This is a genomic window from Chryseobacterium arthrosphaerae, assembly GCF_001684965.1.
Taxonomy (GTDB): domain Bacteria; phylum Bacteroidota; class Bacteroidia; order Flavobacteriales; family Weeksellaceae; genus Chryseobacterium; species Chryseobacterium arthrosphaerae.
In genome coordinates this window covers 263,967-278,054 of sequence record NZ_MAYG01000012.1, presented here as the reverse complement: position 1 = coordinate 278,054, position 14,088 = coordinate 263,967, and the positions used below count along the sequence as shown (strand labels likewise).

The 14,088-nt window shown below is 39.5% G+C and carries 12 protein-coding genes; 6 read left to right on the top strand and 6 right to left on the bottom strand.

The window, feature by feature from the left end; genetic code table 11:
- Positions 1–28: 28 nt before the first annotated feature.
- Positions 29–604, bottom strand: coding sequence for a DUF4840 domain-containing protein (locus BBI00_RS16665; protein WP_065399997.1), 576 nt, complete (start codon positions 602–604; stop codon positions 29–31).
- Between the two features lie 276 nt (positions 605–880).
- On the opposite strand from BBI00_RS16665, the gene BBI00_RS16660 reads away from it, so the two are divergent.
- Positions 881–1,363, top strand: coding sequence for a hypothetical protein (locus BBI00_RS16660; RefSeq protein ID WP_065399996.1), 483 nt, complete (start codon positions 881–883; stop codon positions 1,361–1,363).
- A gap of 138 nt (positions 1,364–1,501) precedes the next feature.
- Here the strand turns inward: BBI00_RS16660 and BBI00_RS16655 are convergent, their stop codons facing one another.
- The 5 genes from BBI00_RS16655 to BBI00_RS16635 all read right to left on the bottom strand — a co-directional run bounded on the left by BBI00_RS16655 (position 1,502) and on the right by BBI00_RS16635 (position 9,600).
- Positions 1,502–2,917, bottom strand: a complete 1,416-nt coding sequence (locus tag BBI00_RS16655; protein WP_065399995.1) for an efflux transporter outer membrane subunit — start codon at positions 2,915–2,917, stop codon at positions 1,502–1,504.
- Positions 2,904–6,062, bottom strand: a complete 3,159-nt coding sequence (locus BBI00_RS16650; RefSeq protein ID WP_065399994.1) for an efflux RND transporter permease subunit — start codon at positions 6,060–6,062, stop codon at positions 2,904–2,906. Before BBI00_RS16650 ends, BBI00_RS16655 begins: the two co-directional genes overlap by 14 nt.
- Positions 6,063–6,090: 28 nt before the next feature.
- Positions 6,091–7,212 (bottom strand): efflux RND transporter periplasmic adaptor subunit, encoded by a 1,122-nt coding sequence (locus BBI00_RS16645; protein WP_065399993.1) that lies wholly within the window; start codon positions 7,210–7,212, stop codon positions 6,091–6,093.
- A gap of 508 nt (positions 7,213–7,720) precedes the next feature.
- Positions 7,721–8,485, bottom strand: a complete 765-nt coding sequence (locus BBI00_RS16640; protein ID WP_065399992.1) for a LytR/AlgR family response regulator transcription factor — start codon at positions 8,483–8,485, stop codon at positions 7,721–7,723.
- The gene (locus BBI00_RS16635) at positions 8,482–9,600 is read right to left on the bottom strand and encodes a sensor histidine kinase (protein ID WP_065399991.1); all 1,119 of its coding nucleotides are present in this window, start codon (positions 9,598–9,600) and stop codon (positions 8,482–8,484) included. Before BBI00_RS16635 ends, BBI00_RS16640 begins: the two co-directional genes overlap by 4 nt.
- Positions 9,601–9,831: 231 nt before the next feature.
- Between BBI00_RS16635 and BBI00_RS16630 the strand changes: the two genes are divergently transcribed.
- From BBI00_RS16630 to BBI00_RS16610, 5 genes are all read left to right on the top strand, one after another.
- Complete coding sequence (locus BBI00_RS16630) at positions 9,832–10,656, top strand: universal stress protein (RefSeq protein WP_065399990.1); 825 nt, start codon at positions 9,832–9,834, stop codon at positions 10,654–10,656.
- Between the two features lie 657 nt (positions 10,657–11,313).
- On the top strand, positions 11,314–11,874 hold the full coding sequence (locus BBI00_RS16625) for a hypothetical protein (RefSeq protein ID WP_065399989.1): 561 nt from the start codon (positions 11,314–11,316) through the stop codon (positions 11,872–11,874).
- A gap of 12 nt (positions 11,875–11,886) precedes the next feature.
- On the top strand, positions 11,887–12,531 hold the full coding sequence (locus tag BBI00_RS16620; RefSeq protein ID WP_065399988.1) for a hypothetical protein: 645 nt from the start codon (positions 11,887–11,889) through the stop codon (positions 12,529–12,531).
- Between the two features lie 12 nt (positions 12,532–12,543).
- Positions 12,544–13,314, top strand: a complete 771-nt coding sequence (locus BBI00_RS16615) for a sensor histidine kinase (protein ID WP_065399987.1) — start codon at positions 12,544–12,546, stop codon at positions 13,312–13,314.
- On the top strand, positions 13,311–13,955 hold the full coding sequence (locus BBI00_RS16610; protein ID WP_065399986.1) for a response regulator transcription factor: 645 nt from the start codon (positions 13,311–13,313) through the stop codon (positions 13,953–13,955). The genes BBI00_RS16615 and BBI00_RS16610 overlap by 4 nt, the downstream gene beginning before the upstream one ends.
- The last annotated feature ends 133 nt before the right edge of the window (positions 13,956–14,088 follow it).

The window sequence follows — 14,088 nt, the reverse complement described above, 5'->3', positions numbered from 1 at the left end:
CGCAATCTATTGATGACAAGATCTATTATTAATTTTTTATACAGAAAGGGAAATTATAATCAATCACTTCATAAGGAGCAAGTGCCGTTCCGTCTACTGTGATCTTCTCTGCCTTCACAGCAAACCTCAGGGAACGGTCCATTCCTACATAAAATCCTTTCTCTTTAGCGGCCAGTGTTACAATGGTTTTTTTATTGGCTCCATCTACAGGAATCTGTAATTCCAGGGTTTTAGGGGCGAATGTCAATTCCACAACATTACTGGCGGTGTTTACGGATGCTGTATATTTAAGGTTATACTTCACTTTTCCTATTGCTTTTAATGCTGCCTCCGTTTTTACCGGATCTTTTACTACTGTTTTTACAATTTCACTGACAGGAAATTCGGCAAACATGATGGTGTCTTTTTTTACTTTAAAGTCTTTCACACTTTCTTTTCTTGCACTTCCCTGTATGGTAATCAATTTCCCTTTATAGTTTCCCGGTAATTCCTCCAGCTTTACCGGTGGTATGTCTGGCCCGTCATTATTACAGGAGTATAAAGCAATTCCTGCACATACTATTAAAACTGCTATTAAAAATCTGGGTACTGTAAATTTTTTCATTGCATTATTTTTTCATTGAACATTAATTATTTCGAGTACTCAATTATATAAATCTCTCTTTTCCGGAATCTTGCATACTTTTTTTTAAAAAACAATAAATTTTCTATAAACACCTGATCATCTGTGAATAAAAATCACATTATTTTACCAATCACTTGCTTACCTGATGACGCCTACCTGATTACAGGTAGAAAAAAAACGTGAATTTCCGGTATTGTTTCACTCATCACCTGCCTGCTACATTTGTAAACAGTAAAATGCGAAATAGTAATAATTATGAAAATTCAAAACACAAGACAAATTATTTCAGGTCTTCTCATAGCAGGTCTTTTGGGAGCTGTTTTCACAGCATGCAGTAAGGATGATGATCCTATAGATGCCAAAGCCAATGTAAAGTTCACGATTACCGTAAACGGGGCAGACTCCAATGATCAGGTTGACTTTATTGTGCAGGCAGGAAATCATGATGCCAGCCAGTACGGCAATCCGGTATGGAAGATGAATGGGGCTGAACAGGGCACTGAAAACACCGTAGAAATAGATGTTAATAATTTTACAGGAAATACAAAAACCTATGTATTCGAGACTGTAAAACCTTTTAATTTTTCCAGTCTGCACGTCGCAGTTTCCAATTTCGACGGAGCTCCTCTTTCTGTAAGCTATAAGGCGGAAGTGGGCGGAAATGTAGAGACCAACGAGAGCAAATCAGTAGTAGCAGGCCAGAACCTTATTAAAGATTACTCATACAACGCCAAATAGTTTTACATATCAAATATTTTTTGAACGATGGAGAATAAATAGCCGGCATGGCTATTTATTTTGGGTAAAAACACAAGTACCTAAACAAAAAGGAAGTCATATATAACTTCCTTTTTGTATTTATTTACCCTTGATATATTATTGTACTCCGCCGCCAAGTGCTCTGTACAGGTCCACCTCAGCATTTAATCTTTCAAGCGTTACATTAATTGCTTCCAGATCGTTCTGCAGCTTATTGTTCTGGGCGGTGATCACTTCCAGATAAGTGGCCATACCGCTTTTATACAGTTTAAGGGCATCATTGATTCCTTTATCTAAAATGGCTGTTCTCTGTTCCAAAAGCTCTAATCTTTCCGCAGAACCTTTAGATTTTGCCATGGCATCGGAAACTTCTCCTACAGCGGTCATTACAGACTGTTTAAAATTAATAGCTGCTTTTTCCTGTTCAATCAATGCTGTTTCATAAGCTGTTTTCAATTCCTTCTTCTGAAAAACCGGGGCAGCAAGGTTGGCAGCAATCGCTTTGGTAATAGATCCCGGTATATCAAACCAGGAGCTGAATTTATTGGAATTCAGTCCAATCTGAGGGCTCAGGCTGATACTTGGATACATTGCCGCTTTTGCCAATCCTGTTTTTGAATTCAGACTGATCACGTTGAATTCAGCCATTTTCAGGTCTGGTCTTCTGCTCAGCAGCTGTGCCGGAAGGCCTTCCGAAAGTTTGTTTTCAGGAATCATTGCTTTCAGGTTTCCTTCTCTTTCAATTTTAGCGGGATATTCTCCACAAAGGATGCTCAGAGCATTTTCCTGAACGGAAATATTCTGTTTTGCCAGCGGAATCAGCAGTTCAGCAGTTTTCTTCTGGGCTTCAGACTGCTGAACTGCCAGTGAATTGATCTGACCTGCAGTAAACTGAAGATTCATCATTTTAAGGGTGTTGTTGCTCAGTTCAATATTCTGCTCTGCAATTTTCAGCTGTTCATCCAGGCTTATCAGATTGTAATATGCCTGCGCCACCTGGACGACGATTCTGCTTTTTACAGCATTTAAATTTTCTTTTTGAGCAAAATATTCAGCAGCGGCAGATTCTTTCTGCATTTTAGCTTTTCCCCAGATATCCACTTCCCATGAAAGTCTTAGCGCAGCACTGAAATCATCTATATATTTCGTTCCTACAAACTGCTCATTCAGAGAGCCATTCAATGTATTGGTAGAAGCCCAGCTTCTGTTGGCGCCTGCAGTGAGATCCAGAGTGGGCATCAGAGACAGCTTAGCCTGTTTGTAGATCAGATCCAGTTGGGCTATATTTTTCAGGGCTACATTCACCTCATTATTTCTGGTGAGTGCCTTGTCTATCAAACCGATCAGTTTAGGATCTTTGAAAAAGGTCTTCCATGGAAGCACTACCGTATCTCCCGTTACCTGTACAGATTCTTTATATGTTTCAGGAACCTGCAGATCTGTTCTTGTATAGGGTTTCCCCACGGCACAAGACACCAGTACTGATGCCATTGCGCCTGAAATAAGGAAGTTCTTTATATTAAATATTCTCATTGGTCAATTGATTTTGTATTGCGGGATACTTCTTTTTGGATGAAATTTTCTCATCCAGGTACTGAAAGAACATATAGAGTACGGGAATGACAAACACTCCTAAAACCACTCCGCTGAGCATTCCTATCGCAGCACTTACACTGATGGATTTATTTCCTGAAGCCATCCCTCCTGTGGAGATCATCAACGGAATCATCCCTACAATAAATGCCAGTGATGTCATGATGATCGGACGCAGTCTTGCTTTGGCACCTTCTAATGCAGAATCCAGAATGGAAAGTCCGGCTTTTCGTCGCTGAATGGCAAATTCCACAATAAGAATCGCATTTTTGGCCAGCAACCCGATCAGCATGATCAATCCTACCTGTACATAAATGTTGTTATCCAGTCCTATTGTTTTTATGCCGAGGAATGCGCCTATAATCCCTGTTGGAATAGAAAGCATAACCGCTAACGGAAGAATATAGCTTTCATATTGTGCAGCAAGAAGCAGATATACAAACAGCAAGCAAAGCCCAAGGATCACAACCGTCTGATTTCCTGCTGATTTCTCTTCTAAACTTAATCCTGTCCATTCATAGCTGTAGTCAGACGGCAGATTGTTCAGGGTCTTCTCTATTTTATCCATCAATGCTCCGTTACTGATGCCAGGCTTTGGAGACACATTAATATTGAGTGAATTATAAAGGTTATAACGCTGAACAGATTCCGGGCCATAGACTTTTTTCAAAGTAATCAAAGTATTCACCGGCACCATATCTCCTTTCTCATTCTTTACAAAAATATCATTGAACGCCTGTTCATCCATTCTGAAAACACCGTCAGCTTTAATATTCACCCTGTAAAATTTCCCGAACCTTGAAAAGTTCTGAGACTGATCTCCTGAGAAATACGTCTGCACAGATCCTAAAAGATTAGAGATACTTACTCCCAGCTGTTTCGCTTTGTCTTCATTCACTTCCAGCTCAAGCTGAGGATAATCTGCCCTGAACATGGTATAGGCAAATGCCACCTCCGGAATCTGCATCAGCTGCCCGATGACCTCATCCGCTTTAGCCTTAAGAACCTGCGGATCTCTTCCCATACGGTCCTGAAGTACGATTTCCGCATCATTGGTCATCCCGTATCCCTCTACCGGAGGCATTCTGAAAGTCATGACGCTTCCTTCTTTAATAGCGGCCAGTTTTCCGTTGGCCATATCTACAATTTCCTGAATATCCTGAACTTCGCCTCTTTCTTTTTTAGGTTTTAATTTAACAAATCCCATTGCATAAGCCGGTCCTGCACTGTTACTTAACAGGTTGTATCCTGTAATGGAAGTATTTTCCTGAACGGCATCCACACTTTTCAGAATGGCATTGATTTTATTGGAAACCTCTGTAGTTTTTGTTAATCCGGTTCCCGGAGGCATGCTTAACGTATACATAAAGAAGCCATCATCTTCCATTGGAACGAAACTTTTAGTTGTACTCGACATCAACCATCCGGCCAGGCCGATAATTCCCACAACCAGTCCCGCTGCAATCCACTTACGGCCGATCAGGAACTTTACCCCTTTTGCATAGCGGTTGGTCATATTACTGAATCCGGCATTAAATGCTACAGCGAATCTTTGCCCGAAACCTTTTGGCTTTCCGCCTTCTTCTGCATGATGGTTTTTCAGGAAGACCGCACACAAGGCAGGCGTCAATGTCAATGCATTCACTGCGGAAATAATAATTGCAATTGCCAAGGTATAAGCGAATTGTTTATAGAATAATCCTGCAGAACCGGACATAAATCCGATCGGGATAAATACCGCAGACATGACCAATGTAATTGAAATAACCGCTCCGGTGATCTCACTCATTGCTTTATGGGTGGCCTCTCTTCCTGAAAGATCTGTTCCTTCCATATTACTGTGCACGGCTTCCACCACTACAATGGCATCATCAACCACAATACCAATGGCCAGTACAAGGGCAAAAAGCGTCAGTACATTGATGGTAAATCCTAATACCAGAAGGAAAAAGAATGTACCGATAATGGCTACCGGAACTGCAATGGCCGGAATAATGGTAGACCTGAAATCCTGTAAGAAAACGAATACTACGATAAACACCAGAATAAACGCTTCTATCAGGGTTGATTTCACCTGTCCTGTTGCCTCATCCAGTCTTTCTTTGGTACTCATTACCTTGGTATATTTAATGCCTGGCGGGAATGATTTTGACAATTGATCCAAGGCTTTATTTACTCCTATTTCAATCTGGTTCGCATTAGATCCCGTGGTTTGCATAATGGCAACGGTAACTGCATTTTTTCCGTTGGAAAGGTTATCTCCCGTATTCGAGATTGCACCGAATTCCACACGGGCCACATCTTTGAGTCTGATTATCTGGTTTCCGGTATTTTTTACTACAATATTTTCATATTGCTCCGGTTTATTTTTCTTTCCTTTATACCGGATTACATATTCCAGGGCAGCACTGGATTCTTCGCCCAGTTTACCCGGGGCAGATTCTAAACTGTGATCGGCAATAGCCCTGGACACATCCGCAGGCTCAAGCCCGTATGAAGACATCTTCTGGGGATTCAGCCATATTCTCATAGAGTAATCTTTGATCCCGAATACCATGGCCTGTCCTACTCCTTTTACTCTTTTAACCTGCGGAATAAGGTTGATATTCGCATAGTTCTGCAGGAAAGTTTCATCATACTGCTTATTGTCATCCGTATAAATATTGAAGATCAATACCATACTGTTCTGCTGCTTGGATGTTGTAAGCCCCATCCTTACCACTTCCTGCGGAAGTATCGGAGTGGCCTGCTGCACCCTGTTCTGGACATTTACGGCAGCCTGGTCAGCATTTACTCCCTGCTTGAAGATGATCGAAATGGAGAATGTACCGTCATTACTTGCGGTAGACTTCATATATTCCATATCCTCCACCCCGTTGATCTGTTCTTCCAACGGCGTTACTACGGAACGGATCACCGTTTCACTGTTTCCTCCCGGATAAGATCCTGAAACGGTAATGGTAGGCGGAGAAATGTCCGGGAACCTGGTCACAGCCAGCTCGTTTAATCCTATAATCCCTAAAATAACAATGATGAGGGATATTACCGTCGCCAGTACCGGACGGTCTATTATCTTTTTTAACATTTTTCGAATTTTCTAAAAAATGGTTATACTACTGTTTTGAAGGAATCACTTTGGCCAGCACCTGCGCCCCGTCTGTAAGGGCATCAATCCTGTTGATGGCAATCTTGTCTCCTGCATTTACGCCTTCTTTGATGAAGTAATCCTGGGATGTGCTTCCTGATACCTGAATCTGGGTCATTTTCACCTTGTCCTTTCCATTCAGTTTATAGACAAAAAATCTATCCTGGATGTCTTTCACTGATGTTTTCGGAAGTTTAACAACACAATTCAGTGCATTGTGGATCATTACCCTGGCTGTTCCTCCGGCTCTCAATAATTTATCGGGATTCTGGAAAACAGCCTTCATCTGGATACTTCCGGTATTTCTGTCGAAATTTCCACTGGCATTCTCAAGTTTTCCTTTCAAAGAGTAGGTGGAACCGTCTGCCAGGATCAATTCTACATTTTCCGCATTATTTCCTGAGGCGGCTCTGCTATGGGCAATAAAGTCGGCCTCATTCATTGAGAAATATACATTGACGGTATTGATACTTGAAAGAGTAGTCAATGGGGACGGGTCTGAAGGGCTGATCAGATTTCCTACCCGGTTCGGGATTCTGCCTATGTATCCGCTTACCGGAGCTTTGATATAGGTAAAATTGGCATTGATCTTTGAAGACCCTAAAGATGACTGAGCCTGGGCGACCTGTGCTGCAGCGGCTTTATAGCTTGCCTGTGCAGTTTTAAGCTGCATATCTGAAACTACTTTTCCCTCCACAAGGGGTTTTAGCTTTTCCACTTCCAGCCTCGCTGTTTCCTGTGCAGCCAAAGCGGCTTTCAGAGCTGCTGCGTTGGTATTGACCTGCTCATTATACACAGACGGGTTAATCCTGAATAAAGTCTGCCCTTTGCTCACATACTGTCCTTCTCTGATATATACTGCTTCCAGGTAACCTGTCACCTGGGCTTTAATCTCTACGTTATCCTGTCCTTCTATACTTCCCGGGTATCCTGTAGAAACATCTGCATCTCCGGATTTCACCTGAATAAAGTCTGTAGGTAATGCCTGCTGCATTTGCTGGGCATTTTCCTGACTGTTCCCGGAGCCACAGGAATAAAGTACCGCTGCAGCTGCAAGTGAAAATACCAGATATCCTTTTCTGTAATTCATAACATTGGTTTTTAAATTTTACAGCCACAAAATAAAATCATATAACAGGGATATTTGTATAGAAATCGGGTGAAGCGTAATTAATCGCGGGTGAAACGTATGATAGTAAAAATGAAAGGAAGGCTTAAATTTTTATCTTTAGAATCAATAAAAAAAAAATTTTTACCGGTTAGATATTGTAAAAACATTGTTAACCTCTGAATTTACCCTGTTTGCTTTTAAAAGCACCCTATCAACTTATTTATCAACATCATTCCGCAGTATTGATACAGCAAAAAACAAGTCAATAATTTAAATTTCTATCAAATTAAAAATATTGACTAAAAAAACGAAAAAAGATTCCGGAATAGGATTGATTGGGATTTTAGGGTTGGAAGCAGGAAGAGGGATGCTGGAAGTTACTATTGTATAATATACTTCTACCGATTACAGAAACGAATCAATTGTTAAAATGATTTTCAGCATTCAAATGCTTTTCCCTCTTCCAGCATGTGGTTTTGTCCCGTATTTAGTAATCCATCCATGATTTGAATATGGAGGCTTTTTCCCGGCTTACAATTACTTCCATATCAGGTTGTTTTCTGAGTTCCAGTTTGAGTTTTCCATTAAAGTGATTAAAGATTTGCTTTACAGAATCAATGTGAATGATGAATTGTCTGTTGGCACGGAAAAAGAATTTGGGATCCAGCTGTTTTTCAAGTTCTTCAAGGGTTTGGGGAACATTCTCTACAATACCTGTATTCAGCATTGCTTTACTGATTCCCAGTTCGGTGTAAAAGTACAGAATGTCTTCCGCCAAAACCGTTTTATATCCGTCTCTGTGGGTAATGAGGAAACGTTTTCTGTAGTCTTTAGGCTGGATATAATTGAGCAGGCCTTCAATGGCTGTTCCCACTACCGGAACAGATTCCATAAAGGTTTCATAGCGTTTCAGGGCGGCATCAAGTTCTTCTTCCTCAATGGGCTTCAGAAGGTAATCTACACTGTTGTATTTGAATGCCTGAACTGCATATTCATCATATGCGGTAGTGAATATGACGGCACTTTTAACTTCATGTTTATTAAAGATTTCAAAACTCAATCCGTCTGCAAGGCGTACGTCCATCATGATAATATCCGGAACGATATTATTTTCAAGCCAATGTACCGTTGAGGTGATTGAATCTTCTACGGAAAGAATTTCAATATGGGGTCTCAGTTTTAGCAGCAGTCTCTTCAGCCTTTCCGCATTGGGTCTTTCATCTTCAACTATTAGAATTTTATTAATCTTCATATCAATGGAAGTTTTACAGTAAATTTTTCTTCAGTCTTTTCTATTATCGGTTTTGCATATCCTAAGATTTCGTACCGTGCAATGATGTTGGTAAGCCCTACCCCTGAGGAATCCGGCTTATTGATCAATGGCAGGAATGTATTGGAAACCACCAGCTCCCCATCAGAATTGGTGTATACATGTATTTCCAGGGGATTGGCTTTTGAAGTCTGATTGTGTTTGATGGCATTTTCTACCAACAACTGCAGGGATAATGGAAGGGTATACATCTGTTTGTATTCTTCCTGAACATCAATTTTGAATAGAACTCCTTCCCCGATTCTTTTTCCGATCAGAAAGATATAAGAGTCTAAAAATTTCAGCTCCTCTTCCACCACAATGATATCTTTCCTGGAATTGACGAGCAGATAACGGTATACTCTTGCAAATTTTTCAGAATATTCATACCCCAGCTGCTGATCTTCCAGAATCAATTCAGACAGCACGCTCAGGTTATTAAAAATAAAGTGCGGATCGATCTGAAGCTTCAGTGCCTGAAGTTCCGCCGCCATAGCCGCCTGCTTATGTTTAGAGGCTCTCAGCTTATGCTGTGCTGCTTCCACAGCTGTTTTTTTCCAGTTTGCCAATAAATAGTCCACGGTGTTAAAAGCACTGATGATAAGGGAGATCACAATATTGGTTGCAATCCACTGCCCCAATAAGGTATATTCTTTCCGGTAATCCATTTCCGGCAGATTATCTGAGGTCCCATCAACAATTGCATTGATAATAATAACGATGAGCACACTTCCCACGATCTGAAGAAACCCCTGAATAAGTAATCTTTTTATCGTCCTGTCTCTCCATGGAAGCAGCTTATTGAGGGTCATATCGATCAGTATGCTTACTTCAGAGATGATGACTGAAAAGAGAAGTACCCATAAGGTGTCTTCAATGATCATCTGCAATGGGGTATCCAGATATCCCTGCCAAACCGGATCGAAGGGGTCTATCAGATAAGAGAAACCGCAAAAGGCCACCACTGCTACCGCCCAGATCACCAGCCTTCTTTTCATGGCCGAAAGAATCTTTTTATTCCGTACTATATTTTTCCTGATGGTCGCAACCCTATTCATATCCGGGATTTTGTAGGTGTAAATATAGAGATAGATTTTATATGCCCCGGTTCTATTTTATACGAGACCGCCAAAACGGTACCTGAAACGTACTATAAAAGACTTAAAATGGATGCCAACGTTTCATCACCGGAAAAAGACATTTCATCCTCATTTTATGCAATGTCACAATATTTTTATGATAAGGCTATGGGTTCCTGCCTTAGTTTTGTCATATCAAAATCCGGTACAATGAAAACAATAATTGTCTGCACAGATTTTTCCCATGAAGCTGAAAATGCGACTCATTACGCAGCTTCCCTGGCTAAAGAAAATAAATACAGAATCGTACTTTTTACTCTTCAGACGGTTTCCATTCATGCACTGAATGCCCAGGCATCAGCAGATTTTTTTTATACCCAGACGCTTAAAAATCAAACCAAACTGTCTGATAAAGCAGCGGAAATCAACAGTCTGTATTCTATAGAGACGGAATATCATCTGGCATCAGGTAATTTTATTGAAGAGCTGGAGAATTGCCTGAACATTCATGAGTGTGATTTTATTGTGATGGGAATGGCAGAAAAGACTCTTGAGCAGAAACTGTTGGGCAATAATGTTATCCGGGCCATACACAGGATAAAGAAACCGGTATTGATCATTCCGGCTCATATAGAATACACAGGGATCCGAAAAATTCTTTTTTCCTACGATACCCACAAGAACATGACGTGGTCAGCAATGAATGACATTTATTATTTCATCAATAAATTTGACGCTGAGATTGAGGTGTTTAATGTCACTGAAAGTATAGAAGATTTCACAGAGGTCATTCATGATATTGACCTGAATTCCGGATATGACCTGAATGATATTAAATACAGCTTTAAAATGATCCAGTCTATTGAGGTGATCAAAGCCATTGAAGAGGAAATCAGGCTGACCAATCCGGATCTTCTTACCATGGTTCCTTACAAATACAATCTTCTGGAATCACTTTTCCACCGCAGTAAAACAGCCATCATGGCCTATAAAAATAAAATTCCATTACTATCAATCCCTTTAAACATAGATTAAGATCAATAGAAATCTGTACACATTTGAATTATCCTTTTTGCCCTTAACCAGGCTAAATTTTACACTTAATCTTGTTTAACAGGACCGGAAGTCTTTTCCGGTCCTGTTTTTTAATGATAGTGTAAAATGAATGAAGGCCGGTATGGAATTTTAAAATATTTTATAAAAAAGCCCTCTGCATTTTCAAATACAGAAGGCCATCCTTAATAAATGGTATCAGGACATCAAAGCGATTAATGCCTGATGATAATTTTCTTATAATTCATGGGCTCCGTTGAGAAGAAATAGAGCTTCATAAATGAAATGCATTATTGGTCAGAACAAGATTCATTCTTATAAAAAATGCAGACTGAAGGAGTTCTTTCCGGAAACTTTTGCTTTTTTTAAGATCTGCCGTTGTGATTTTCATGTTTCTGTTCTGCATTTTATTCCAGACTCAATTTCGGAAGATTCGATGGATAAACTAAGACACAGATCCTTTTATTTTAATGGATACAATTGGAATGTTCTTTTTGAAATAAAAATAAATCTGATCATCCCTATCCTACTGAATATCAAAAAGTCGTAAATTTAGTATAGGATAAAAACAGTGTTTTCACCCTTTTTTATAGTTGACCCGTTAGCTAATTTTGCCATATAAAATTAAAAACCATAAAAATGAAAACGTCCTTTTTTACTAAAATTTTAAACCCGCTTTGTGCAGCTTTTATTCTGATTTTCTGTTTACTCAGCTGTACCCGTTGTACTGAACCTCCTAAAGAACCCGTTAACGACAGTTATAAAAAGAAACTGATCAGTTATAAAGAAGCCCAGGTCCTTTATGATGAATACTCCAGAACCAATAACATGATTCTTACCAAGTACCGCAATGGTGAACCTGACTCACGATGGTATTGGTTTTCTCTGGAAGAAATGGAAGGCTATATTCAATACGTAAAAGAAAATGCAAAAAAACAAAAGTTAAAAAATCCGGGAATCAGAATTTACATGGGAAAATATCCTGTAAATCATCCCAGAAACAAAATGGCCAAACCTGAATACGCCGGCTATCAGACCCTATTTCTGATGCCTACCTCACAAAAAAGAAAAAACGATAATGTAAAAGTGATGTACAGAACAGTCACATCGGAGGAAAATATAGATGTACAGACTATTGATCCTATGAATATGACCAACCTGGCACCACCCCCTAAAGCTTCAGCAGCAGGTATGCAATAAAAAAACAAGACTATGAACTGGAATATTGACACAGGGAAACTGATATCTATGGGCATATCCATCATCGTGATGATTCTGATGACCATCAAGTACAGGAAAACCGGAAAAGAGAATCTGTTCTTTATCATTGGATACTTTTTGTTTTCCCTGATTGATATATTCTGTTATTTCTACTATGACCTGACCGGGCTTCCTACAGATGTGTTTTATGTCATCGGATTTTTAATGATTGTCTTTTTTTTGTATCTGTTTTATTATTATCAGTTATTATATGTTCCGCTGCTTAAAAAGATACAGTTCATTATTTTAGTTCTTTTTCTGTTCAATATTGCTGTTATGTTGTATAAGGAAGATGATCTGCTCCATCATTTTTCTTTTGATATGCTTTATATAGATATTCTTCTCCTGTTATTTTCAGTCATCCTGTTCCTGTATCAGACTTTTAATTCGGATAAAATACTGGCCATCAACAACTATTTACCCTTCTGGATATCGGTTGCTTTAATGATTCTTTTTATCGGAAGTATCCCGATTCTTTTTTTCAGGGCTACCGTTTCAGAGGGAATTTACTTTTTTATCTTATTTATGCTGAATCTGATCAGCAACAGCATTCTCATACTGGGTTTACTCTGGAACAGGCAGGACAGAATCAAATAAAACCGCTGATCTATGGAAGAAAACAATTTGGTCATTATCTCCACAATAACCTTATTCATCGTTGTTCTGACAATGATCTTCATTTATGTGGTTTTTATTAAGAAAAAGACCAACCTTCTGATTGCGCAGAAAGAAAAAGATCTCCGCTTTGAAAAAGAACTGGCCACGTCCCAGGTGGAGATCAAGGAACAAACCCTCAATTATATAGGTCAGGAACTTCATGATGATCTGGGGCAAAAACTTTCCGTTGTCCGGCTGCGGCAGAATCAACTGATCACCAAGCTTAAAAATGCAGAGAAAGATGAACTGCATGAGCTGAATGAATTGCTGGGTGAATGCATACAGGATATAAGAAATCTGTCTAAAACATTAATCACTGAACAGATCATTCATTTCGGACTGGCAGAATCCATAGAAAGAGAGGTTCAAAGGATAAAAAAGCTTAAATTATTAAAAATAGAATTCATCACTGAAAAACAGGATATTGATATTTCCCCTAAACACGGCCTGATCCTCTTCAGAATTGTTCAGGAAAGCATCAGCAATATCCTCAAACACTCTAAAGCCAAAAACGTATCCATACAGCTGCACGACAATAGTGAAACGCTCCACATCAGGATATCTGACAACGGAAAAGGTTTTGATACAAGCATTATTCAGGACGGTTCCGGATTGAAAAATATGGAACTGAGGGCCAAACTGATCCATGCCAGCCTGTCTATACAATCAGAATTGAATAAAGGAACACAGATTTTGATAACCTACTACAAAAATTTATTATGAAAACGATTCCCATAGCCATTGTTGATGATCATACTTTAATTTCCAAAGCACTGGAAAACATGATCACAGAAAACACTCAATATAAAGTGATTATGAATCATCCCAACGGGGAAGATTTTATTGCAGCAGTGGAAAAAGCATCCGAATTGCCTGCTGTAGTCCTGATGGATGTGAATATGCCTTATAAAAACGGCATAGAAACTACAGAATGGCTCAGCGAGCACTTCCCCGACATCAGAGTGATTGCCCTGACCATGGATGATGACGAAAAAATACTCATCAAGATGCTGAAAGCCGGAGCTAAAGGATATCTGCTGAAAGATATGCAGCCGTCCATTCTCTTTCAGGCTATAGATACCGTCTTTGAAAAGGGAAGCTTTTATACAGATTTTGTCGCCCAGAAATTATTGAAAGTAAAAACAGAAGAGATAAAGACCGCTTCTCTTCTTTCGGAGCTGAAAGACAGGGAAAAGGAATTTATAAAATGGGCCTGCAGTGAACTTACCTATAAGGAAATAGCCGATAAAATGTGCTTAAGCCCCAAAACCATTGACGGTTACAGAGATTCTGTTTTCCTTAAACTGGATATCAAGAACAGAGCGGGCCTGGTCCTTTTTGCTTTAAAACATGATCTTTGCTGAGGGTATTTGCACCCTATTTATTGAATCAATAATAAAAATCTTTACCTTCTACCTATTATCCGGCAGCTTATTCAGCTGCCGGATTTTTTATTACATCCACCTGACAATCAAAGTATAAAAATCTTAAAAAAAG